The sequence below is a fragment of the Novosphingobium soli genome (assembly GCF_042432915.1).
Classification (GTDB): Bacteria; Pseudomonadota; Alphaproteobacteria; order Sphingomonadales; family Sphingomonadaceae; genus Novosphingobium; species Novosphingobium soli.
This window is the reverse complement of the sequence record NZ_JBHLWK010000010.1, coordinates 315,339-337,639: the sequence shown is the minus strand read 5'-3', so window position 1 is coordinate 337,639 and position 22,301 is coordinate 315,339. Positions and strand designations below refer to the sequence as shown.

The 22,301-nt window shown below is 68.9% G+C and carries 24 protein-coding genes, 2 tRNA genes and 1 pseudogene; 13 read left to right on the top strand and 14 right to left on the bottom strand.

Going from position 1 to position 22,301, the window contains the following annotated elements; all coding sequences use genetic code 11:
• Positions 1–6: 6 nt before the first annotated feature.
• Positions 7–1,386 (bottom strand): ribosome biogenesis GTPase Der, encoded by a 1,380-nt coding sequence (gene der, locus ACFFJC_RS08130; RefSeq protein WP_379486991.1) that lies wholly within the window; start codon positions 1,384–1,386, stop codon positions 7–9.
• Positions 1,387–1,628: 242 nt separating this feature from the next.
• Between der and ACFFJC_RS08125 the strand changes: the two genes are divergently transcribed.
• Entirely contained in the window at positions 1,629–2,231 is a 603-nt protein-coding gene (locus tag ACFFJC_RS08125; protein WP_379486990.1) for a CHAP domain-containing protein, read from the top strand.
• 4 nt (positions 2,232–2,235) lie between these two features.
• Here ACFFJC_RS08125 and ACFFJC_RS08120 read toward each other — a convergent pair whose 3' ends face one another.
• Positions 2,236–2,538 carry a DUF3297 family protein gene (locus tag ACFFJC_RS08120; RefSeq protein ID WP_379486989.1) on the bottom strand — a complete coding sequence of 101 codons (303 nt, stop codon included), beginning with the start codon at positions 2,536–2,538 and terminating at the stop codon, positions 2,236–2,238.
• 79 nt (positions 2,539–2,617) lie between these two features.
• Here ACFFJC_RS08120 and ACFFJC_RS08115 point away from each other — a divergent pair.
• From ACFFJC_RS08115 to ACFFJC_RS08095, 5 genes are all read left to right on the top strand, one after another.
• Positions 2,618–2,692: transfer RNA gene (locus tag ACFFJC_RS08115), tRNA-Val, on the top strand.
• Between the two features lie 109 nt (positions 2,693–2,801).
• A complete protein-coding gene (serS, locus tag ACFFJC_RS08110) occupies positions 2,802–4,082 on the top strand; it encodes a serine--tRNA ligase (RefSeq protein WP_379486988.1) in 1,281 nt (426 codons plus the stop codon).
• A 146-nt stretch (positions 4,083–4,228) separates the two neighbouring features.
• Positions 4,229–4,993 carry a 5'/3'-nucleotidase SurE gene (gene surE / locus ACFFJC_RS08105; RefSeq protein ID WP_379486987.1) on the top strand — a complete coding sequence of 255 codons (765 nt, stop codon included), beginning with the start codon at positions 4,229–4,231 and terminating at the stop codon, positions 4,991–4,993.
• Positions 4,990–6,300: a LysM peptidoglycan-binding domain-containing protein gene (locus ACFFJC_RS08100; protein ID WP_379486986.1), complete on the top strand. Its 1,311-nt coding sequence runs from the start codon at positions 4,990–4,992 to the stop codon at positions 6,298–6,300. Before surE ends, ACFFJC_RS08100 begins: the two co-directional genes overlap by 4 nt.
• A gap of 3 nt (positions 6,301–6,303) precedes the next feature.
• Positions 6,304–7,353 carry a potassium channel family protein gene (locus ACFFJC_RS08095; RefSeq protein WP_379486985.1) on the top strand — a complete coding sequence of 350 codons (1,050 nt, stop codon included), beginning with the start codon at positions 6,304–6,306 and terminating at the stop codon, positions 7,351–7,353.
• Here ACFFJC_RS08095 and ACFFJC_RS08090 read toward each other — a convergent pair.
• Complete coding sequence (locus ACFFJC_RS08090; protein WP_379486984.1) at positions 7,350–7,742, bottom strand: DUF1761 domain-containing protein; 393 nt, start codon at positions 7,740–7,742, stop codon at positions 7,350–7,352. The two genes, ACFFJC_RS08095 and ACFFJC_RS08090, sit on opposite strands and share 4 nt — an antisense overlap.
• Positions 7,743–7,886: 144 nt before the next feature.
• Between ACFFJC_RS08090 and rimO the strand changes: the two genes are divergently transcribed.
• The 3 genes from rimO (at position 7,887) to ACFFJC_RS08075 (ending at position 11,025) form a co-directional block, all read left to right on the top strand.
• Complete coding sequence (gene rimO, locus ACFFJC_RS08085) at positions 7,887–9,269, top strand: 30S ribosomal protein S12 methylthiotransferase RimO (protein ID WP_379486983.1); 1,383 nt, start codon at positions 7,887–7,889, stop codon at positions 9,267–9,269.
• A 432-nt stretch (positions 9,270–9,701) separates the two neighbouring features.
• A complete protein-coding gene (locus ACFFJC_RS08080) occupies positions 9,702–10,463 on the top strand; it encodes a competence/damage-inducible protein A (protein WP_379486982.1) in 762 nt (253 codons plus the stop codon).
• A gap of 22 nt (positions 10,464–10,485) precedes the next feature.
• On the top strand, positions 10,486–11,025 hold the full coding sequence (locus tag ACFFJC_RS08075) for a hypothetical protein (protein WP_379486981.1): 540 nt from the start codon (positions 10,486–10,488) through the stop codon (positions 11,023–11,025).
• Positions 11,026–11,062: 37 nt separating this feature from the next.
• On the opposite strand, the gene ACFFJC_RS08070 is transcribed toward ACFFJC_RS08075, so the two are convergent.
• From ACFFJC_RS08070 to ACFFJC_RS08040, 7 genes are all read right to left on the bottom strand, one after another.
• Entirely contained in the window at positions 11,063–11,911 is an 849-nt protein-coding gene (locus ACFFJC_RS08070; RefSeq protein ID WP_379486980.1) for a TauD/TfdA dioxygenase family protein, read from the bottom strand.
• 182 nt (positions 11,912–12,093) lie between these two features.
• Positions 12,094–12,795, bottom strand: a complete 702-nt coding sequence (gene rplA, locus ACFFJC_RS08065) for a 50S ribosomal protein L1 (RefSeq protein WP_379486979.1) — start codon at positions 12,793–12,795, stop codon at positions 12,094–12,096.
• Between the two features lie 4 nt (positions 12,796–12,799).
• Positions 12,800–13,231 carry a 50S ribosomal protein L11 gene (gene rplK, locus ACFFJC_RS08060; RefSeq protein WP_379486978.1) on the bottom strand — a complete coding sequence of 144 codons (432 nt, stop codon included), beginning with the start codon at positions 13,229–13,231 and terminating at the stop codon, positions 12,800–12,802.
• A gap of 346 nt (positions 13,232–13,577) precedes the next feature.
• Positions 13,578–14,114: a transcription termination/antitermination protein NusG gene (nusG, locus tag ACFFJC_RS08055; protein ID WP_379486977.1), complete on the bottom strand. Its 537-nt coding sequence runs from the start codon at positions 14,112–14,114 to the stop codon at positions 13,578–13,580.
• 30 nt (positions 14,115–14,144) lie between these two features.
• On the bottom strand, positions 14,145–14,339 hold the full coding sequence (gene secE / locus ACFFJC_RS08050) for a preprotein translocase subunit SecE (RefSeq protein ID WP_379486976.1): 195 nt from the start codon (positions 14,337–14,339) through the stop codon (positions 14,145–14,147).
• Between the two features lie 137 nt (positions 14,340–14,476).
• Positions 14,477–16,003 (bottom strand): hypothetical protein, encoded by a 1,527-nt coding sequence (locus ACFFJC_RS08045; RefSeq protein ID WP_379486975.1) that lies wholly within the window; start codon positions 16,001–16,003, stop codon positions 14,477–14,479.
• 230 nt (positions 16,004–16,233) lie between these two features.
• A tRNA-Trp gene (locus ACFFJC_RS08040) sits at positions 16,234–16,309 on the bottom strand.
• Between the two features lie 122 nt (positions 16,310–16,431).
• Between ACFFJC_RS08040 and aat the strand changes: the two genes are divergently transcribed.
• Positions 16,432–17,250: a leucyl/phenylalanyl-tRNA--protein transferase gene (aat, locus tag ACFFJC_RS08035; protein ID WP_379486974.1), complete on the top strand. Its 819-nt coding sequence runs from the start codon at positions 16,432–16,434 to the stop codon at positions 17,248–17,250.
• Between the two features lie 35 nt (positions 17,251–17,285).
• On the opposite strand, the pseudogene ACFFJC_RS08030 reads toward aat, so the two are convergent.
• The 4 genes and pseudogenes from ACFFJC_RS08030 to ACFFJC_RS08015 all read right to left on the bottom strand — a co-directional run.
• A pseudogene (locus ACFFJC_RS08030) lies at positions 17,286–17,468 on the bottom strand (DUF2155 domain-containing protein); the annotation flags it as partial.
• A 241-nt stretch (positions 17,469–17,709) separates the two neighbouring features.
• On the bottom strand, positions 17,710–18,117 hold the full coding sequence (locus tag ACFFJC_RS08025) for an NADH:ubiquinone oxidoreductase subunit NDUFA12 (RefSeq protein WP_379486973.1): 408 nt from the start codon (positions 18,115–18,117) through the stop codon (positions 17,710–17,712).
• 60 nt (positions 18,118–18,177) lie between these two features.
• Positions 18,178–18,684 (bottom strand): DUF192 domain-containing protein, encoded by a 507-nt coding sequence (locus ACFFJC_RS08020; RefSeq protein WP_379486972.1) that lies wholly within the window; start codon positions 18,682–18,684, stop codon positions 18,178–18,180.
• 4 nt (positions 18,685–18,688) lie between these two features.
• The gene (locus ACFFJC_RS08015; RefSeq protein ID WP_379486971.1) at positions 18,689–19,231 is read right to left on the bottom strand and encodes a regulatory protein RecX; all 543 of its coding nucleotides are present in this window, start codon (positions 19,229–19,231) and stop codon (positions 18,689–18,691) included.
• Between the two features lie 151 nt (positions 19,232–19,382).
• Here ACFFJC_RS08015 and ACFFJC_RS08010 point away from each other — a divergent pair, with 151 nt between their 5' ends.
• The 3 genes from ACFFJC_RS08010 to ACFFJC_RS08000 all read left to right on the top strand — a co-directional run bounded on the left by ACFFJC_RS08010 (position 19,383) and on the right by ACFFJC_RS08000 (position 22,286).
• Positions 19,383–21,143 (top strand): fatty acyl-AMP ligase, encoded by a 1,761-nt coding sequence (locus ACFFJC_RS08010; RefSeq protein ID WP_379486970.1) that lies wholly within the window; start codon positions 19,383–19,385, stop codon positions 21,141–21,143.
• A gap of 124 nt (positions 21,144–21,267) precedes the next feature.
• Positions 21,268–21,801, top strand: a complete 534-nt coding sequence (locus ACFFJC_RS08005; protein ID WP_379486969.1) for a hypothetical protein — start codon at positions 21,268–21,270, stop codon at positions 21,799–21,801.
• Positions 21,801–22,286, top strand: coding sequence for a DUF421 domain-containing protein (locus ACFFJC_RS08000; protein WP_379486968.1), 486 nt, complete (start codon positions 21,801–21,803; stop codon positions 22,284–22,286). The genes ACFFJC_RS08005 and ACFFJC_RS08000 overlap by 1 nt, the downstream gene beginning before the upstream one ends.
• Positions 22,287–22,301: the final 15 nt, after the last annotated feature.

The window sequence follows — 22,301 nt, the reverse complement described above, 5'->3', positions numbered from 1 at the left end:
GCAGCGTCAGTCCTTCTTGAACGGGTTCTTCGGGCTGCGCAGGTTGAGGCGGATCGGCACCGATTCGAAGCCGAGTTCGCGGCGCATGCCGTTGATGAGGTACCGCTTGTAGCTTTCGGGCAGCAGGTCGAGCCGGGTGCCGAACACCACGAAGCCCGGCGGGCGCGTCTTGGCCTGGGTGATGTAGCGCAGCTTGATGCGCTTGCCGCCGGGCGCCGGAGGCGGGTTGGCGGCGAGGGCGTCGTCGAACCAGCGGTTGAGCGCGGCAGTCGGAACGCGCCGGCTCCACGCCTCGCGGATCGAGAAGGCAGCGGCCAGCAGGTCGTCCAGGCCCTTGGCGGTGCGCGCCGACACCGCCAGCAGCGGCACGCCGCGCACTTGCGCCAGGCCCTCGTCCAGCGCGCCCCGGATGCCGTTGAACAGGCCCGAGGGGTTCTCCGCCACGTCCCACTTGTTGATCGCGATCATCAGCGCGCGGCCTTCCTCCAGCACCTTGGAGGCGATCGTCAGGTCCTGGTGCTCCAGCCCGCGCGTGGCGTCGAGCAGCAGCACCACCACTTCGGCGAAGTCGATCGCGTGGCGCGCGTCGGCCACCGCCATGCGCTCCAGCTTCTCGGTCACGTTGGCGCGCTTGCGCATGCCGGCGGTGTCGATCAGGCGCACCTGCCGCACCTCGCCCGACTTGGGATCGGTCCAGTCCCAGTCGATGGCGATCGAATCGCGGGTGATGCCCGCCTCCGGCCCGGTGAGCAGGCGATCCTCGCCCAGCAGCTTGTTGATCAGAGTCGACTTGCCGGCGTTCGGCCGCCCGACGATGGCGAGCTTGAGCGGCGCGCGAAGCTGCGCTTCCTCGTCCTCTTCCTCCGCGAAGGCGTCCTCATCGGGCTGGAGCGGGTCGAGGTGCGGCAGCAGCGCCTCGAACAGGTCGCCCATGCCCTCGCCGTGCTCGGCCGAGATCGCGACGGGATCGCCCAGGCCCAGCGCATAGGATTCGAGCAGCCCGCCCTCGCCCGCGCGGCCCTCGGCCTTGTTGGCGACGAGGATCACCGGCACCGGCGAGGAGCGCAGCCAGTTGCCGATCTCCGCATCCAGCGGGGTGAGCCCGGCCCTTGCGTCGATCACGAAGAGAGCGACGTCGGCGGTCTCCAGCGAGGCCTCGGTCTGCTTGCGCATGCGGCCGGGCAGCGTCTCGGCCTCGTCGTCCTCCCAGCCGGCGGTGTCGACGATCTGGAACTTGAGGCCGAGCAGCTCGGCATCGCCGAAGCGGCGGTCGCGCGTGACGCCGGGCTGGTCGTCGACCAGTGCGAGCTTCTTGCCCACCAGCCGGTTGAACAGCGTGGACTTGCCGACGTTGGGCCGACCGATGATGATGACTTGAGGGAGCATGATCGACATCGCTTGGGGATTTCCGGCGGTTTTGGCAAGCTTTCGCGCAAGGACGCCGCTGCGGAGCAACTGGGGCAGAACGCCCGGACGCACGAGATAGGCATTTCGCCGCAGTCGCTGGAACCGTTTCCTACCCCGGCGTTAACCAGCCACGGAAGCACCACGCTAACCTTCCGGGGGCAAGAACAGCGGCCATGAGGGTTTACGCAAAAGTCACTATGCTGGCGCTCGTGGCGGCGTGCATGACGCCGGCCGTCGCGCGTACCGCGCTGGACGATGCCCTGGGCAACGACGCCGCCGCCGGCTCCGCGCTCACCGTGCCGAAGGCCCCAGGCCACCTGGAATGCGTGCCTTACGCGCGCACCACCTCGGGCATCCAGATCTACGGCGACGCGCATACCTGGTGGGGCCAGGCCAAGGGCCGCTATGCCACCGGCCGGATGCCCAAGGTCGGCGCCGTCATGGCGATCCGCCCCTACAACAACTCGCGCCTCGGTCACGTGGCGACGGTCAGCAAGGTGCTCGATTCGCGCACGATCCTGCTCAGCCACGCCAACTGGTCGGTCCCCGGCAAGGTCGAGCGCAACGTGACCGCGCTCGACGTCTCGCCCGACAACGACTGGAGCCAGGTGCGGATCTGGTACGCGCCGATCCACGGCCTGGGCACCACGCACTGGCCGGTCTCGGGTTTCATCTACAACGCCAAGCCCGGCACGATGCGGGGACTGGGCGAGACGCGGCTGGCGCAGGCGGCGCAACCTGCCGGAAAGCTGGCCGCGAAGCCTGCCGCCAGGAAGGGCCGCCACAGCGACCCCATCGGCGCCATCATCGCCGGGACTTACTGAGCCCTCAGTCCTTCCGCGCGACCGGGGCACCCTCGCCCAGGTCCTCGTACCATGCCTCGACCGGGCCCGAGAGCTTGATCGTCAGCGGGTTGCCGTGGCGGTCCATGGACTTGCCCGCCTGCACGCGCACCCAGCCCTCGGAAATGCAGTATTCCTCGATATTGGTGCGCACCACGCCCTTGAAGCGGATGCCGATCCCGCGCTGCAGCTTGTCCGCGTCGAAGAACGGGCTCTTCGGATTGATCGCGAGGTGATCGGGCGGCACGTCGGCGCCGGCCGTTTCGGGCGGGGTGGTCTCTTCGCTCATGGCTTGCGCGTTTAAATGCAGATCGGCGCTTGTCAATTCGATCCGACTTGTCTAGAGGCGCGCTTCCGCAACGGACAGCGGGCGCGTAGCTCAGCGGTAGAGCACACCCTTCACACGGGTGGGGTCACAGGTTCAATCCCTGTCGCGCCCACCATCCTTCCTCCTTGGCGAGGGGATGGCAGCGGTTTTCCCTCAGGTTCGGCACCGGTTTCGCCCGGCGCGTCTTGCGAGCGCCACGCCCAGGCGGCATAGGCGCGGGCACTATGCACGACATCCGCCAGATCCGCGAAAATCCCGCAGCCTTCGACACCGGCCTCGCCCGCCGCGGCGTCGCGCCCGTCTCGGCCGAACTGGTCGCCCTCGACGAGCAGCGCCGCGCCGTCGCCACGCGCATGCAGGAGGGCCAGAACCGCCGCAACGAGGCGTCCAAGGCGATCGGCAAGGCCATGGGCCAGGGCGACACCGCCACGGCCGAGGCGCTGAAGGCGGAAGTGGCCCAGCTCAAGGACAGCCTTCCCGCGCTGGAGGCGCAGGAGAAGGAATTGGCCGCCCGGTTGCAGGACGCCCTCGCCGGGCTGCCCAACATCCCCGTCGCCGAAGTGCCGGACGGCGAGGACGAGGCGCAGAACGTCGAGGTCGCGCGCTGGGGCACCCCGCGCGACTTCGCCTTCGCGCCGCGCGAGCACGCCGACCTCGGCCCCGCGCTGGGCCTCGACTTCGAGACGGGCGCGGCGCTGTCGGGCGCGCGCTTCACCTTCCTCAAGGGACCGATGGCCCGGCTGCACCGCGCGCTGGCGCAGTTCATGCTGGACACGCAGACCACCGCGCACGGCTACATGGAATGCAACGTCCCGCTGCTGGTGCGCGACGACGCGGTCTATGGCACCGGCCAGCTTCCCAAGTTCTCGGAAGACCTGTTCCGCACCACCGACGGCCGCTGGCTGATCCCCACCGCCGAAGTCTCGCTGACCAACGCCGTGCGCGAGCAGATCCTGGAGCCCGCCGCGCTGCCGCTGCGGATGACCGCGCTCACCCCCTGCTTCCGCTCCGAAGCGGGCGCCGCGGGGCGCGACACGCGCGGCTTCATCCGCCAGCACCAGTTCGAGAAGGTGGAGCTGGTCACCGTCTGCAAGCCGGAGGAGAGCGAGGCCGAGCACGAACGCATGGTGGCGGCCGCCGAGGCCATCCTCCAGGCGCTGGAACTGCCCTACCGCAAGGTGCTGCTCTGCGCCGGCGACATGGGCGCGACCGCGCGCAAGACCTTCGATCTGGAGGTGTGGCTGCCCGGCCAGCAGGCCTACCGCGAGATCAGCTCGATCTCCAACTGCGGCGACTACCAGGCGCGCCGGATGAACGCGCGCTTCAAGCCGGAGGGCTCCAAGAAGAACGAGTTCGTCCACACGCTCAACGGCTCGGGCCTCGCGGTGGGCCGCACGCTGGTGGCGGTGCTGGAGAACTATCAGCAGGAGGACGGCTCGGTCCTCGTGCCACCGGCGCTCAGCGGCTGGATGGGCGGCATCGCGCGGCTGACGCCGCTGGCGTGACGCGCGGGGCGGCGGGTGCGCGGCGGGGTGCGCCGACAGGTTCGCAGACCGGCACGCAGATCGATGCGCGACTCGCCCGTCGCCTGCGCGCCGCCTTGTTGGTTTTCGGCGCGACGGCCGCGCCGGCATATGGTTAAAGGCAGATCATGCGCATCCTCCTCACCAACGACGACGGCATCAACGCTCCCGGCCTCTACGTGCTGGAGAAGATCGCCGCCCAGCTTTCGGACGACATCTGGATCTGCGCGCCGAGCGAGGAGCAATCGGGCGCCGGCCACTCGCTGACGCTCACCCGGCCCGTGCGGCTGCGCCAGCATGCGGAGCGGCGCTTCTCGGTCACCGGGACGCCCACCGATTCGGTGACGATGGGGCTGCGCAAGGTGCTGCCCGGCCCGCCCGACCTGATCCTCTCGGGCGTCAACCGGGGCGCCAACCTGGGCGACGACGTGACCTATTCGGGCACCGTCTCGGCCGCGCTGGAGGGCGCGCTGGCGGGCATCCGCTCGATCGCGCTGAGCCAGGTCTATTCGCGCGAGGGGCTGGGTGACGGGGTCGACTTCTCCGCTGCCGAGGAATGGGGTGCCCGGGTGCTGCGTCCGCTGCTGGACCAGCCCTTCGCCCCGCGCACGCTGGTGAACGTCAACTTCCCCCCGCTTCCCGCCGACGCGGTGAAGGGCATCCGCGTGGTCCGGCAGGGCTTCCACGACTATGCCCGCGGCTCGGTGGTCGAGGGCGTCGATCCCCGGGGCTTCCCCTACTTCTGGTTCGGGCTGCACGGGATCGAGCACACCCCCGGCCACCAGACCGACCTGGAGGCGATCGCCGAGGGCTGCGTCTCGGTCACGCCGCTGCACCTCGACCTGACGCACGAAGCCTCGCTCAAGGCAATCGCCGGGCGCTTCGGGCAGTGAGGCGCACGCTCCGCCTCCTCGCGCTGGGCGCCCTGCTCGCCCCGCTGCCGGGCGTGGCCGCCGGGCCGGCCACAGGCCCGGGCGCGGGTGTCAATCCGGGCACCGACCCAGCCAGGGAGACGGAGCACGTCGTCAGCGAAGGCGAAACGCTGAACGGCATCGCCAACCGCGCGGGCGTTTCCGCGCGGGCGGTGGCGCAGGCCAACGGGCTCGCCGCGCCCTACGTGGTGCGAATCGGGCAGAGGCTGCGCATCCCGCGCTCCGGCCCGCCGGCCTCGGCCCAGGCGTCGGTGTCCGCAGCGGCCAAGGCTGTGCCCAGGACGGCGGCCAAGGCTCCAGTCCAGACGGCGGCCGGCACCCCGTCCCGGGCTCCGGCCGGAGTCCCGGCGGTGAGCGCCGCTTCGCGCGCGACCGTCGCCAGCGTCGCCGGAACCGCGGCACCGGCTGCCGGCAAGGTCGCGCGCACCGCCTCGCGGCTGATCGAGGCCCGCACCCCGCCCGCCGCCAGCGCCACTGCCACTGGCACCGCCACTGCCAGCACCACCGCCACGCCGGAGACCGAGACCGAGCACCGCGTCGCTCCGGGGGAGACGCTCGGCGGCATCGCGCTGCGCGCCCGGGTGCCGCGGGTGGTGATCGCCGAGGCCAACGGGCTGCAGCCGCCCTACGGCGTGCGCGCCGGTCAGACGCTGCGCATCCCGCGCACCGGGCGCTACGTGGTGCGCAGCGGCGACACCGGCTTCTCCATCGCGATGGCGCAGGCGGTCCCCTGGGAGGACATCGCGCTCGCCAACAGCCTCGACCCCGCGGCCCCGGTGAAGGTCGGGCAGGCGCTGCTGATCCCGACGCTGCTCGCTGCGCCCAAACCGCGTCCTAATGCGGCGCTAACGACACCCCGGCCCGTCGCTGCACCGGCCGCTGCACCGGCCGCGGCGCGCTTCGCCTGGCCGATGGAAGGCGACGTCCGGCGCGGCTTCGCCGCCACCGGCACCTACCACGACGGCCTCGACATCGTCGCTCCCAAGGGCACCATGGTCCGCGCCGCCGCCGCCGGAACCGTCGTTTTCGCGGGCGAGGAGAAGGACCAGTTCGGCAAGCTGGTGGTGGTCGACCACGGCGAGGGTTGGCATACCGCCTACGGCTTCCTCAGCCGCGTGACCGTGAAGGAGGGCGCCCGCGTCGCCGCCGGAGAACGCGTCGGCCTCGTCGGCAGCACCGGCCTCGCCAAGGGAACCGAGCTGCATTTCGAGGTCCGCCACAACGGATCCCCCGTCGATCCGCGCAGCGAGCTGCCGAAGGCGCCCTGAGCCATGACCCGGCGCCGCCCGCCCCCGGACCTGACCCAGCCCCTCAAGCGCGCGCTGCGCGTCCCGGTCTGGGCGGACCTGTCCCTGCGACTCGGCGGGGCGCTGTTCCTGGTGTTCGTCGTCGTCCTCGTCCACTGGACCGACCGCAGCGGGCTCAAGGATACGCACGACGGCGCGATCAGCTTCCTCGACGTCGTCTATTTCACGATGATCTCGATCACCACGACCGGGTTCGGGGACATCGCCCCGGTCAGTGACCGCTCGCGACTGATCGAGGCCGTGATCGTCACGCCGATCCGCTTCGCGGTGATCTTCATCTTCGTGGGCACCGCCTACAACTTCATCATCAAGCGCAGCTGGGAGACGTGGCGCATGAAGCGCATCCAGGAACGCCTGTCCGACCACGTGGTCGTGCTGGGCTACGGCGTCAGCGGGTCCGAGGCGGTGCAGGAGCTGATCGCTCGGGGAACCGACCCCTCGTGCATCGTCGTCGTCGATCCCTCCTCGGCGCGTCTCCGCGCCGCCGAGCAGGCCGGCTGCAACGTGCTGGAGGGCGACGCCACGCGCGACGAGACGCTCTCGGCGGTCCGCATCGAACGCGCCCGCTCGATCCTGATCTCGGCCGGGCGCGACGACACGACGATCCTGATCGTGCTGACCGCGCGCCACCTGGCGCCCGGAGTGCCGATCACCGCGGTCGTGCGCGCCGACGACAACGAGCTGCTGGCGCGCCAGGCCGGCGCCGACAACGTCATCAACCCGGTGCGCTTCACCGGGCTGCTGCTGGCCGGTTCGGCAGCGGGGCAGCACATCGCCGAGTACATGTCCGACCTCGCCTCGGTCGGCGGCCGCGTCCAGCTCGTCGAGCGGCCGGTGCAGCCCGGCGAAATCGGCAAGCCGCTCGACCAGATCACCACCGGCAAGGGCGTGCGGATCTATCGCAAGGACCGGGCGATCGGCTTCTGGGAGCCCGAGGCCCATGTGCTCGAGCCAGGCGACGTGCTGGTGGAGATCGTCGGCAGCGTCGGCTCGGAAAGCGGCGGCCGGGCCTAGCCCAGCGCCCAGAACACCAGCCCCATCGCAAGGTACGCGATCAGCCAGAACAGGCAGTCGACCACCCGGCGCAGCGGCTCGGTCCGCTCGCGCAAGTGGGTGAGCCACACCGCCGGGATGACGAAGGCCACAGCCACGCCGCCGGTCTGCATGAAGTAGAGCCAGGGCCTGGCCGCAAGCGTCTCCGCGCCGATGCGGGCGAAGTTGTGGCCGAGCATGACCGAGCCGATCAGGAACACCACGCCCACCACGGCATAGTTGCCCGCCCGCCGCGAATTGCCCGGGAGCAGTTGCCGGCCGGTCCGGAACAGCGGGCCATGCCAGACGATGCCGATGGCCAGCGCCAATGCCGCCGCCAGCACCACTGCGATCCAGTTCACAGGCCCCATTACCATGCCCTTCCACATCGTTCGACGACTGTCTTGCAGGCCAGACGTGCTTGTGCAAGACTTGCCCGGCCTGCGGTGCCGATGGCCTCAGTCTCGTTTTGCGTGACTCGCGGGCCGAACAGGCGTATCGGGCGCGCCAATCCCATGGCTATCGAACTCCCCTCCCCGCCGAAAGTCGGCATGGTCAGCCTCGGCTGCCCCAAGGCGCTCGTCGATTCCGAGCGCATCCTCACTCGGCTGCGTGCCGACGGCTACGACATGAGCCCGGACTATTCCGGCGCCGACGTCGTGCTCGTCAACACCTGCGGCTTCCTCGATTCCGCCAAGGAGGAGAGCCTCGCCGCCATCGGCGAGGCGATCGCCGAGAACGGGCGCGTGATCGTGACGGGCTGCATGGGCAACGAGGCCGAGGTGATCCGCGCCAGATTCCCGCAGGTCCTGGCCGTCACCGGCGCGCACCAGTACGAAGCGGTCGTCGAAGCCGTCCACGACGCGGCTCCGCCCGAGCTGTCGCCGTACCTCGACCTCATCCCGCAGGCCTACGACGAGGCGGGCGTCAAGCTGACGCCGCGCCACTACGGCTATCTCAAGATCTCGGAGGGCTGCAATCACGCTTGCAGCTTCTGCATCATCCCCAGCCTGCGCGGGAAGCTGGCGAGCCGCCGCATCGACGCGGTCCTGCGCGAGGCGGAGAAGCTGGTGCAGGCGGGCACGCGCGAGCTGCTGGTCATCAGCCAGGACACCTCGGCCTATGGCGTCGACGTGCGCCACGAGGAGCGCATGTGGAAGGGCCATCCGGTCCGCACCCATATGACCGACCTCGCGCGTGAGCTCGGCCAGCTGACGGATGCGCAGGGGCGTCGCCCGTGGGTGCGCCTGCACTACGTCTATCCCTACCCCCATGTCGACGCGGTGATCCCGCTGATGGCCGAGGGTCTGCTGACGCCGTACCTGGACATTCCCTTCCAGCACGCCGCGCCTTCGGTGCTCAAGGCGATGAAGCGCCCGGCGAACGACGCCAAGGTGCTGCAACGCCTGCGCCAGTGGCGGGCGATCTGCCCCGACATCGCGATCCGCTCCAGCTTCGTCGTCGGCTTCCCTGGCGAGACCGAGGCGGACTTCCAGTACCTGCTGGACTGGCTCGACGAGGCCCAGCTGGACCGCGTCGGCGCCTTCCGCTTCGAGCCGGTGGAGGGCGCCACCGCCAACCACCTGCCCGACCCGGTGCCCGAGGCCGTCAAGGAAGAGCGCTACGCGCGCATCATGGAGAAGACCGCCGCGATCAGCGCGGCCAAGCTCCAGGCCAAGGTCGGGCGCACGTTGCAGGTCATCATCGATGAGATCGGTGCGCCGGACGAGGATGGTGACGTCGGTGCAACCGGCCGCTCCCAGGCCGATGCGCCGGAGATCGACGGCAACGTGTACCTCCGCGATGTCGGCCCCGAGGTGCAAGTCGGTGATATCATTGACGTTATCGTCGAGGATGCAGACGAGCACGACCTCTATGGGGTAGCCGCGCAAACTTGATGCAGAGCGCACGGTCATGGCACCGTTGCGTGCGACGCAATTGACGTAAAGGTTTTCGCGTTTGCCGGAATCGGCCGCGGACAGCATATGAGACGGGCCTTTCAGGCATCCTCTCCCAAAACTTTCATAAGGGCTGGTCTTCGGACCGGCCCTTCTTTTTTGCGTCTCCGGCCAACATGCGAACGCCGCCTGGCTGAATTGCGCCTGGCGCCGCTCAGTTGCAAGGCATGCAACCTTGCTCAATCTTTTCGCATTTGCAGCATAGCCGAGTCTGAGACATAAGGATCGGGCCTTTCAGGCATCCTCTCCCAAAACTTTCACAGGGCTGGTCCTCGGACCGGCCCTTTCTTTTTGCACCTGCGAGCGCCGACGGGTGACGGCTCCGCAGCCCTCCCCTAGCGGTTCGCGCGCAATTGCCCTAGCCATGGGGCCATGGCCACTCCGCAGCGAATCTTCACCGCCGCCCTCGTCGTCATCGGCGACGAAATCCTGTCCGGGCGCACGCACGACAAGAACATCGCGCAAGTGGCCGCCTGGCTCCAGGTTCAGGGCATCCGCCTCAGGGAAGTGCGCGTGGTGGCCGACGACACGCCGGCGATCGTGGAGGCGGTGAACGCGCTGCGCGCCCGCAACGACTACCTCTTCACCACCGGCGGCATCGGCCCGACGCACGACGACATCACCGTGGACGCCATCGCGGAGGCGCTGGGGGTGGCGGTGATCGTCCATCCCGAGGCGCGGGCCATCCTGGAAGGCTACTACGAGACCCGCGGCGGGCTGACCGAAGCCCGCCTGCGCATGGCGCGCACGCCGGAGGGGGCGAGCCTCATCCCCAACCGCTACACGGGCGCGCCGGGCATCCGCTGCGGCAACGTGTTCATCATGGCGGGAGTGCCGAGCATCACCGCCGGCATGCTCGACGCGCTTTCGGGCGAGCTGGAAGGCGGGGCCCCGCTGCTTTCCGAGACCATCGGCTGCTGGGTGGGCGAGAGCGAGGTAGCGGAACTCCTGCGCCAGACCGAAAAGGCGTTCGAGACCTGCCAGATCGGCTCCTACCCGTTCTGGGCCGAGGGGCGCACGGGCGCGAATTTCGTGATCCGCTCGGTCAACGCGCAGGACCTCGCCGCCTGCAGCCGCATGCTGGTGGCCGGTCTCGCGGCGGCCGGCCGGCCGGCGGTGCCCGGTGGCATTTGACCTGGCAATCGCGATCGCGCTGATGGCGTCCCCTGCACTTCCCGCTGCCGTGCCCCCGCTCCCCAGTCCGACGCTGGAAGCCTTCGAGAGCGTGCTGCGCCGGCACGACAGCGCCACGCTTGCGCTGGAGGAATGGTGTGCGCTGCGCGGCCTTGCCGATCCGGCGCGGATCACCGCCCGCACCCTGCCCGGCGGCGTAGTCGCGCCGCCGCCCGCCCTGCCGGGCCGGCTGGCGCTTGCGGAGGGCGAGGCCATCGCCATGCGCAACGTCTCGCTGAGCTGCGGCGGCACGGTGCTGTCGGTGGCGTGGAACTGGTACGTCCCCGCACGGCTGACGCCGGCGATGAACGAGGCGCTGCGGGTGAGCGACGTTCCCTTCGGCAAGGTCGTGGCGGCACTCGACTTCCGTCGGCGCCCGCTCTCGACGGTGGAAGGCCCGGCGGAGAATTGCCCCGCCGACACGATCTCCACGCACCGCGCGATGCTCGTTCTGCCCGACGGGCGGCCGCTGGCCTACCTCGTCGAGTGCTACACCGCGGCGAACCTGGCGCCGCGGCGCTGACGAGACGGCCCGCGGCGTCGCCGCGGGCCCACCCGGGTCAGGCGGCCACCGCCTCCGTGCCGGCGATCGAGGTGCGGTGCATCATGCGCCCGGTCGACTTGTCGTAGGGGATCGCGCGGTGCATCGCGCCGGTGTTGTCCCAGATCACGAAGTCGCCCTTGCTCCACTTGTGGCGCAGCGAGAACGCGGGCTGCGCGGCCCATTCCTGCAGGCGGATGAGCATCGCCCGCCCCGCGGGAACCTCCATGCCGACGATGTGGTCGGCCGTCGTGCCGATCACCATCGACTTGCGGCCGGACTCGTGGGTCCAGACCAGCGGGTGCTCCTTGATGAGCCCGATGCCGAGCACCTTCTCCCGGTGCTTCTCGGGGATGGCATCGGCGATCGGCGAGAGGCTGGCGCGCACCGAGTGCACCGCCTTCAGCCCTTCGAGCGCCTGCTTCTCCTCCTCCGGCAGCCCCTCGTAGGCGGCGTAGGTGCTGGCGAACTCGGTCTCGCCGCCCTTGTCCGGCGCGATGCGGCAGGACAGCAGCGTGGCGAAGGGAGGCGGCATGTCGACCGTGATGCCGTCCATGTGCCAGAAGAAGGTGCCGAGGACATATTCCGGCTGCGGATTGATCTTCTCGTCCAGCGTGACCTGGTAGACGTCCTGGTCGTTGCTCTGGACGTTGTTGCGCGCGGTAAGGCGCACCTTCTCGCCCATCGCCTCGGTGAGCGCAAGCTGCTCCTGGTCGGTGAGGTTGAGCTCGGGGAAGACCAGCACGGTGCGCGCTTCCACCTGGGCGCGAATCGCCTGGGCCGCTTCAGGCGTGAACAGGTCCGCGCGGTCGTCCCAGACCACGCGCGAGCCGATGAACTCCTTGATGTCTTCGAAACGGATAGCCATTTGGCCGCCTCTCCCGGAGGATGTTGCTGAACATGTGTACAGCATCCGTTACACCGGATTCGCGCGCCGGTAAATGGTGCCGGGCATCGCCCGGGCGCGCTCCCGCTTCGCACCGCCCGCGCATGCGAAAAGGGCCGGGAGGTTTCCCTCCCGGCCCTTCGCGAAACACGTGTCCCGAAGGATCAGGCGCCGGCGATCTCGGCCGTGTCGATCTTCAGGCCGGGGCCCATCGACGACGAGAGCGAAATCTTGCGGACATACTTGCCCTTCGCGCCCGAGGGCTTGGCCTTGACGATGGCGTCCACGAAGGCCGAGAAGTTGGTCTTCAGGTCGGCATCCGAGAACGACATCTTGCCGATGCCGGCGTGGATGATGCCCTGCTTCTCGACGCGGAACTCGATCTGGCCGCCCTTGGCGTCCTTCACGGCCTGCGTCACGTTGGGGGTGACGGTGCCCAGCTTGGGGTTCGGCATGAGGCCCTTGGGGCCCAGCAGCTTGCCGAGACGGCCCACGACGCCCATCATGTCCGGAGTGGCGATGACGCGGTCGTAGTCGAGGTTGCCGGCCTGCATGTCTTCCATGAGGTCCTCGGCACCCACCTTGTCGGCACCGGCGGCAAGCGCCTCGGCGGCCTTGTCGCCCTTGGCGAACACGGCGACGCGCACGGTCTTGCCGGTGCCCGCGGGGAGCGAGACCATGCCGCGGACCATCTGGTCGGCGTGGCGCGGGTCGACGCCCAGGTTCATCGCGACCTCGATGGTCTCGTCGAACTTGGCGGTCTTGAGGTCACGCAGCGTCTGCAGCGCCTCGTCGACGCCATAGAGCTTCATGTTGTCGCCCAGCTTGGTGGCAAGGGCCTGCTGCTTCTTGGTCTGCTTGGCCATGTGCTCAGCCCTCCACCACTTCGAGGCCCATCGCGCGCGCGGAGCCTTCGATGATCTTCGTCGCGGCCTCGATGTCGTTGGCGTTCAGGTCGGGCATCTTGACCTGAGCGATCTCGGACAGCTGCGAGCGCTTGATGGTGCCGGCCTTCACCTTGCCCGGCTCCTTCGAGCCCGACTTGAGGCCTGCGGCCTTCTTGATGAGGAAGGTGGCGGGGGGCGTCTTGGTGACGAACGTGAAGCTGCGATCCGCATAGACCGTGATGATGGTCGGGATCGGCATGCCGTTCTCGAGCTCCTGCGTGGCGGCGTTGAACGCCTTGCAGAACTCCATGATGTTGACGCCGCGCTGACCCAGCGCCGGACCGATCGGCGGCGACGGGTTGGCCTTGCCTGCAGGCACCTGCAGCTTGATGTAACCGGTAATCTTCTTGGCCATGAGGCCGCTCCTTTTCACACTGTCGCGCCCGCGATTCGCAGTCGCTCATGCCTAGCGGTGCAACGGGCCCGAAGGCCCTCCCGCATAGGAATCGCACCGGCAAGGCCGGTCCGAAGGGCGCGCGCCTAGCGGAAATGCGCGAGAAAGGAAAGGCCTTTCCGCCCTTCCGGGGGCCGGCACGAAGGCAGACCCCGCGCGCGATCCGCCGGAAGCGGGTCGCGGCCGCGGCGAAAGTCGCCCTGCACCGGAACCCTCCGGCACCCTTCAAGCCGAACGCCCCGCCCGCGGAAAGCGGACGGGGCGCTGCGAATGCCTTTGCGCAACCCCGCAGACGGGGTGTCGGATCTTACTTGCTGAGCTCGACGTGCTCGAACTCGAGCTCGACCGGCGTCGCGCGGCCGAAGATCGACACGGCGACCTTGACGCGGTTCTTGTCGAAGTCGAGCTCCTCCACGATGCCGTTGAAGCTGGCGAAGGGACCGTCGAGGACCTTCACCGAATCGCCGATCTCGTAGTCGATGTTGACGGTCTTGCGCGGCGCCGCGGCGGCGGCTTCGGCAGCGCCGAAGTAGCGCGCGGCCTCGCTCTCGCTGATCGCCTGCGGCTTGCCGCTGGAGCCCAGGAAGCCGGTGACCTTCGGCGTGTTCTTGACGAGGTGGTAGACGTCGTCGTTCAGCGTCAGCTTGGCGAGGACGTAGCCGGGCATCGTCTTGCGCTCGACCTGCACCTTCTTGCCGCGCTTGACCTCGGTGATGGTCTCTGCGGGAACCTGCACGTCCTCGACGAGCTGCGAAAGTCCCATCCGCTCGGCTTCGGAGAGGATGGATTCCTTCACCTTGTTCTCGAAACCGGAATAGGCGTGGATGATGTACCAGCGGGCCATGATTGTCTCTTGTATCCTAGAAGCGGGCGATCACAGCAGCGACAGCAGCGAGCTGACGATCCAGCCGAACAGCGCGTCGATGCCGAGGAAGAACACCGCGAGAAGCACCGTCATGATGCCGACGAAGATCGCCGTGGTGACCGTCTCCTGGCGCGAGGGCCAATGGATCTTGCGCGTCTCCACCTGAACCTGGCGCATGAATTCGCCGGGAGTGATCTTGGCCATCGTACGTCGCTCTCTCGTCTCTCGCGTGCCGCGCCCGGCGCGGGAAGAATCTCGTGTGTTCCGCCTAGGGGCCATCGCCGCCCCGGCCGGGGCCGGGAGGGGCATTCGATGTCCGCCTATGGGGAGGAGACGGGGATTTAGCTTCCGTCGGCCGGATTTGCAAGGTCCACCGCGTCCGGCAGCCGCGCAAGCAGCGAGTGCGGCGTCGCATAGACGATCCGCGCCCCGTCCGGGATCGCCACCGGCTGCTTGGTGCCGATGTACCAGAGGTAGTCGGCGTGGCGCGCCGGTTTGAACTTGCGCAGGTCGATCCGCTGCCACGGGGCGTAGAGGATGCGCTGGGTGGGATCGTTGAAGCGGTAGCGCGTCTCGCGCATCGACAGCATGTGGACGTCGGGCAGCGCGAAGTTGGAGTTCTCCATCGAGCTGCGGCGGACCACCGCGTAGCTGCCGAAGTGCTCGAAGGGGCCGAACAGCCATTGCGTGCGCGGGATGGCCACCGCGGTCGCCACGCGGGCGCCCTCCGGCACATGGTCCAGCGCGGCGATCAGCTGGCGCGCGGTCTGCGCGTCCTGGTACCACACCACCGTCGTCAGCGCGGTGCGCGCCGTGAACAGCAGCCCCGCCAGCGCCAGGCCCCAGCGCGGCACCGGCCAGTCGATCGCGAGACAGCCGACCAGCAGCGCGGCCGTGCTCAGGCGATAGTCGGCATAGTCGCCGCCGAAGATCTGCCGCGGCACGACCAGCGTCAGCACCAGGAGGATCAGCGCCGCCCAGCCGACGCGCCCGTCGAAGCGGCGCAGCGCCAGCGCCGCCAGGATCACCGCCAGCACCAGGCACAGGCTGGTGATGTCGAACACCTGGTCGTAGCTGCGCATCGCCTTGTAGAGGATGCCCCACTTGTACTCGAGCACCCCCCAACGACCGTAGGACACCTTGGAATTGGCCCCCATGCCCAGCAGCATGGGCAGCAGCGGGAAGATCAGCGGCCAGGGCTTGAGGAACGGCCGCCAGTCGCGCCAGCTGGCGCGGCGCGACCACTCGTAGCCGAACACCAGCACGCCCATCACGCCCCATCCCGAGACGTGGCAGAGCCAGACCACGAAGCCGACCGGGATCATCGCCGCCCACCGCCAGCGCCAGCCCTCCAGCCGCACCCAACCGGCGAAGGCGAAGAGCGCGAAGGCGAGCGAGAGCGAATAGTTGAGGAAGCCCATCAGCAGCGAGGGCGACCAGATCATCGCCAGCGCCAGGATCGCCCCCACGCCGACCCGCTTGCGCAGGCTCCACTCGACCGCCATGATCGCCATGCCGGTGAGGAACGGGATCAGCGCGACGATCAGGCGGCCCGCCTCCTCCAGTCCGAAGATCGGGGTGAGCGGCACCATCAGCAGCTCGGCGCCGAGGTTCCCGGTCCACTCCCAGTTGAACAGGAAGTAGCGCGTCAGGTACGGATCGTGCCCGTGGTCGAGCATGATCTTGTACCCGGCCAGGTGCGAGGGATAGTCCGTCATCTGCGGGGTCCAGGCGACGATCGCCGGGAGCATGGCGAGGCAGGACAGGACGAAGCCCATCCACAAGGCCTCGTGCCGGATCCTCAGGTAGGTTTCGCTACCCCGGTCCGTCCGGACCGGTTCCGCTTCAGGATGCGCGCTGGCGTGCATTGCGACTGGATCTTTCCCGCTGTGCCCGATGGCCGTCCGCCGCGCCCGGACAGCTGCGGCCGTGTCCGAATCGGCGGACGCGTCCTCCTAGTCCCGGTGCTGCGATTGACAAGCCGCGGCACGCTAATGCCGCGCTAACCGCCCCGCAATGCCTCCCTGATGCCGCGCTATCGCGCCCGCCACCAGGATCGTCCCGGAGGCGCGGCGTGTGACGGTCTTGGGGAAGATGCTGGCAGGAGTGGCAGGATTCGAACCCGCGGCCCTCGGTTTTGGAGACCGATGCTCTACCAACTGAGCTACACTCCTGCGGGCTCGGGGGCCTCTAGAGGGAGACGCAGGGGATTACAAGAGGCGATTGCCAGCCGATTGTGCAACCGCCACCGATTGCCCACTTATCGCCGGCAGCCGCCATCTGCTAGGGTCACGCCGTGCACGCTCCCCGCTCCCTTCCGATCATCGAGCCCGAACTGCTCATGCTCGCCTACCGCAGCGGGATATTCCCGATGGCGGACAGCCGCGATGATCCGGAGATCTTCTGGATCGAGCCGCGGCAGCGCGCGATCCTGCCGCTGGACGGGCTGCACGTGTCGCAGTCGCTGGCCCGCGTCCTGAAGCGCGGTCGCTTCACGGTGACGTGCAACCGGGCCTTCTCGCAAGTCATGGATGCCTGCGCCGCCCCGCGCCGGGCCCGCGCGGATGCGCAGGACGACGGCGGCAGCTGGATCAGCCACCGCATCCAGGCCAGCTACGAGAACCTGCACTTCCTGGGGCACGCGCATTCGCTCGAGGTCTGGCGCGACGGCGCGCTGGTGGGCGGGCTCTACGGCGTCGGCTTCGACCGGGTGTTCTGCGGCGAATCGATGTTCTCGCGGGAAAGCGATTCGTCGAAGGTCGCGCTCGCCTGGCTGGTCGCCGCGCTGCGGCGGGGCGGGGCCAGCCTGCTCGACTGCCAGTTCATCACGCCGCACCTGGCCTCGCTCGGCGCGATCGAGATTCCGCAGAAGCGCTACCTGGCGCTGCTGCAGGCCGCACAGTCAGGCGCCGCGGATCACTCTGCGAGGGGTTCCTCGACCGGCTCCGGCTCGGCCGGCTCAGGCGTCGGAGTGGACGATGGCGCCGCCGTGGGTGGCGCGGGCGTGCTGGCACTGCCGGAGGCCTTCGGCGCGCTGCTGGCGGACGCGGCGTCCTGCGGGCTCGCCTCCTCGCCGGGGAAACTCATCGCGCAGGCCTTCACCCAGACGTCGTAGACCGGGTGCTCGACCACGTTGAGCGCCGGCGCGTTCTTGAACAGCCATCCGGAGAAGACCTTGCGCCAGGCCAGGCGTTCGGCGGTGGTACGGCGCTCCTCCACGAAGACCTGGACGAAAGCCCCCTCCTCCTGCGGCCTTTCCCAGGGCAGCGTCTTCTCGCACGTGGCGACCTTCACGACGAGGTTGCCGACGCGGCGCGACTCGCCCGGCTTCATCACCAGGTCCTGCGTCAGGTTGTTGCGCTTGTTGAGCACGCCCAGCGTGACCACGCGATCCTTGTTCGGCGTGCCGATCTGCTGGCCGCGCGCGGCCTGCGCCGGCCCCGCCTGCATGCCTGCGATCGCGTCGGGAACGCCGGTTTCCTGCACTTCCGGCGCGGGCTCTCCGCCGCAGGCGGCCAGGACCGCAAGCAGGGAGAGCGCGGCGCCTGCCCTCGCCCGGATCATCGGCTCCGCCTCAGGCGTCCGGCGACCAGGCTTCGTAGTCGCCGGTGGCCGCGGCGCGGCGGCCGCCCCGCTCGAGCGCACCCTGCGGGCGATAGGCGGTGGCAGTTCCGGTCGCGTTGGGCGTGTAGTCCACTTCCCAGATGCGAGGCGCCGGCAGGTGGCTTTCGGGCACGCCGTCGTAGGAGTGGTGGAGCCAGCCGTGCCATTCGGCGGGGACGTTGCTGGCGTCGTTGGCGCCGGCATAGATCACCCAGCGGCGCTCCCACCCCTCGGTGGTGCGAGTCTTGTCGTTCTTCGACCGATAGTACTTGTTGCCCTGCGCGTCGGTGCCGACGTGCTCGCCGTGGCGCGAGCTCCAGAGCGAGGTGCCGATGGTGGCGCCGTCCCACCAGGTGAAGATCTTGGACAGGATTCCCATGAGCCGCGCGTTAGCCCTTCTGCATGCCCTAAGGCAAGCACGTAACTGCGAGGATTCGGCTTACCAGCTCACCTTGTCGCCGGCCTTGATCCCGAGCTCCGCGGCCCGGCCGCCATTGAGCTCCAGGACCCCTGCGGCAAGGCCGGCCGAGGGAAGCGGCGTCTCGTCGTAGGGAACCGCGTTGGCAGCGATGTTGAGGATGCGGCGGTCGGGCCCGATGAAGATGATGTCCAGCGGGATCACCGTGTTGCGCATCCAGAAGGCCGCGCGACGCGGCGGGTCGTTGGGGAAGATCATGCCCTCGTCCGCGCCCATCTGCGTGCGGAACATCAGCCCCTTGGCCTGCTGCTCGGTCGTCGCCGCGACTTCGACGCGGAACCTGTGGGCCCCCTTGGCCGACTGCACCGTGAGCGGCACGACCGGGAGGCCCGACTCGGGGTGGACCGCGCGCTGCGACGCGGCCGATGGCTTGGCCGTCGCATCGGCGCCGCCCTGCGAGCAGGCGGCGAAGGCCAGCAGGAAGGCGGCCGCGAGGGTGGCGCGGGAGCTCGACCGGGTGAAGCGCATGCAATCAGTCTCCGAATTCCGACTCGACCCACTCCTCGAGCGCGTCGGCGTCGTCGCTCTCGACGATCCGGCGCGCGATGTCGAGCGGGTGCCCGGCGCGCAGCATCGTCGCCACCTGCTTGTCGCGCAGCGCCCGGTCCAGCGGCTGCGCCGAGAACGGGCCGAGCCGGCGGCGGCGCGCCAGCACGAGCGCGGCGCGGCGCTGCTCGGCAGCGGCGGGTCGCGCCTCCGCCCGCAGTCCGTCGGCGACACCCGCCTGGCCGAGCGCCTCCCCCACGCGGCGGGCGCCGTAGCCCCGGCGTAGGAGGCTGCCCGCCTTCATCCGCGCCCATGCCGCATCGTCGACGTAGCCCAGCCCCGCATAGCGCTCGACGAGCGCCGCCACGGGCGGAGCGCCCTCTCCCTCCCAACCCCGTTCCTTCACCTTGCGCTGCAGATAACCCGCGAGCTTCGCTTGCGTCGTCGCGAAGCACGCGACATAGGCCAGCGCCAGTTCCTCCAGCCGGGACGGGTTCAGGGGTTGTGGAATGCGACGCTTGCCGGACATGTTGCCCTATTCGTGCCACACTCGGCTCGGATTGGGGAGGGTGCGCGGGACCGTCGAGGGACGCAATCGCAGCTATCTCCGGTTCATCTGGAACCAGCTAGCAGCGCCGGCCTCGCGAGAGCAACGGTACAGCAACAACGGGTTAGATCATATGGCCGACACCATCGACTTGGTGCCGAATACGGGCCCGGCGCTTTCGCCGACCCCCAACGAAGACGGGCTGGATCGCCGCTTCGCCGACTTCGCCACCTTCGGGGACGCGCTCGACTACGCCGCAAAGGGCCGGCGCGGGTTCAACTTCCATGACCCACGCGGCACGCTGATCCGTGTCTACCCCTATGCCGAACTCCGCGCCGACGCGCTGGCCGTGGCCTATGCGCTCGTGGCCCGCGGCGTGAAGAAGGACGATCGCATCGCGCTGATCGCCGAGACGGGGCCCGACTTCGCAGCGCTGTTCTGCGGCGCCGTCTACGCCGGTGCCTGGCCGGTGCCGCTGCCGCTGCCCACCAGCTTCGGCGGCAAGGACAACTACATCGAGCAGCTCGCGGTCCAGCTCGCCAGTTCCGATCCGGTCCTGCTCATCGGCCCGGACGAGATCGCCGCGATGACCGCCGTCGCGGCCGAACGCCAGGGCTGCGCACACGCCACCTGGGCCGATTTCGCCAACGCCAACGCCGCTCCCGTGGAGCTGCCCGCCGCAGAGCCGGACGACATCTGCTACCTGCAGTACTCGTCGGGTTCGACGCGCTTCCCGCACGGTGTCGCGGTGACGCACCGCTCGCTGCTCTCCAATCTCGCCAGCCACAGCCACGGCATGGAGCTGCAGCCCAATGACCGCTGCATCTCCTGGCTGCCCTGGTATCACGACATGGGCCTGGTGGGCTGCTTCCTGTCGCTGATCGCCAACCAGGTCTCCGGCGACTACCTCAAGACCGAGGACTTCGCCCGCCGGCCGCTGGCATGGCTGGACCTCATCACCCGCAACCAGGGAACCTCGATCTCGTATTCGCCGACGTTCGGCTACGACATCTGCGCCCGCCGCATCTCCAGCCAGAGCCCGGTGTCCGATCGCTTCGACCTGTCGCGCTGGCGGCTGGCCGGCAACGGCGCCGACATGATCCGGCCGGACGTGATGCAGAACTTCGTCAATGCCTTCGCCGATGCCGGCTTCAAGGCGAGCGCCTTCCTGCCCAGCTACGGCCTTGCGGAGGCGACGCTGGCGGTCACCATCATGCCGCCGGGCGAAGGCATCCGCGTCGAACTGGTGGAAGAGGAACGCCTTTCGGGCGCCCCGCGCGATCTCTCGCGGCCGGCGCGCTACCGCGCCATCGTCAACTGCGGCAAGCCCGTGCGCGACATGGAAGTGGTGATCCGCGGCGAGGACGGACAACCGGTGGGCGACCACAAGATCGGCAAGGTCTGGTGCCGCGGGACCTCGGTCATGCATTCCTACTTCCGGGACCCGGAAGCGACCGCCGCCTGCCTCGTCGACGGCTGGCTGGATACCGGCGACATGGGCTACATGGCGCAAGGCTACCTGTTCATCGTCGGCCGCGCCAAGGACATGATCATCATCAATGGCAAGAACCACTGGCCCCAGGACATCGAATGGGCGGTGGAGCAGCTGCCGGGCTTCAACCACGGCGACATCGCCGCCTTCTCGGTGGAGACGGACAATGGCGAGGAAGCACCGGCCGTGCTCGTCCACTGCCGGGTCTCCGATCCGGTCAAGCGCCTGGAACTGCGCGATCTGATCCGCGACAAGGTGCGCTCCATCACCGGCATGAACTGCGTGGTCGAACTGATCCCGCCCAAGAGCCTGCCGCGCACCAGTTCGGGCAAGCTCAGCCGGGCCAAGGCCAAGAAGCTCTACCTTTCGGGCGAGATCGAGCCGTTCAAGCTGGCGGCGTGATCCGGCACTGACACCATGGGAGGCGGGGGATCGGCAGATCCTCCGCCTCTTTACGTATGCGCCCAGCGAGCACCCGGGCTGCCGCACGGGAACATAGGGCCGGCGGGGGGTTTTCTCAGAAGCCATGTCAGGCCAGAGTCTCTCCAACGCCCCTTACGGCATCGATCCCGGCCATTGCGAGGTCGAGCGCTGGGCGCGCATGCGCACGCCGCTCGCCATCATCGTCTTCGCCCTTGTCCTAGGCAGCGCGCTGCTCGGCTTCCTGGGCGGAGGTGCGCCCGGGGTGAAGGCCTACGCGTCGCCGGCCGCGCACGCGACGCTGGAGTACCAGTCGATCCTTCGCAGCGGCAACTGGTTCGAGACGGTGCTGACGGTCTCCCCCAAGGCCGACGTCAAGGATCTCGTGGTCGCCATCGACCAGCCCCTCTGGCGTGGCATGAGCATCGACACCATCGCTCCGGACGCCGAGAGCGCCGAAGCGCTCGACGGCACGTACAGCTACCACTTCGGCGAAGTGAAGGCTGGAGAGATCTTCAACCTCAAGTTCGACGGGCAGATCCAGCCGCGCAGCCTGCGCGGGCTCTCTGGAAACATCGCCATCGACGATGGGGAACGCGAACTCATGTCCATCCCCGTCGCCATCACGATCTTGCCCTGATGGAGATCGTCCTTCGCGCCTCAGTGATGTTCGTCGTGGTCTACGTGCTGCTGCGCCTGATGGGAAAGCGCGAGCTCGGTCAGATGGCGCCCTTCGAACTCGTTTCGCTGATCGTCATGGGCGACCTCATCCAGCAGGGCGTCACGCACCAGGACTTCTCGCTGACCGGCGCGACGCTGGCGATCTTCACTTTCGCGGCCTGGAGCTTCACGCTCGGCTTCCTCGCCCACCGCCTTCCCCGCGCGCGCCGGCTGCTCAAGAGCCGCCCGGTCGTACTGGTCCGCGACGGTCGCCTGCTCGGCTCCAACCTGGACGAGGAGCGCATCGACAGCGACGAGCTTGCCATCGAGATGCGCCTGGCCGGAATCTCGGGATTGCACGAGATCGCCTGGGCCATCCTCGAGCCCGAGGGGAAGATCAGCTTCATCCGCAAGGATGACGAGGACATCGATCCGCGCGCCAACGAAGACAGCCAGATCGCCTGAGCTACCCGCCGCCTT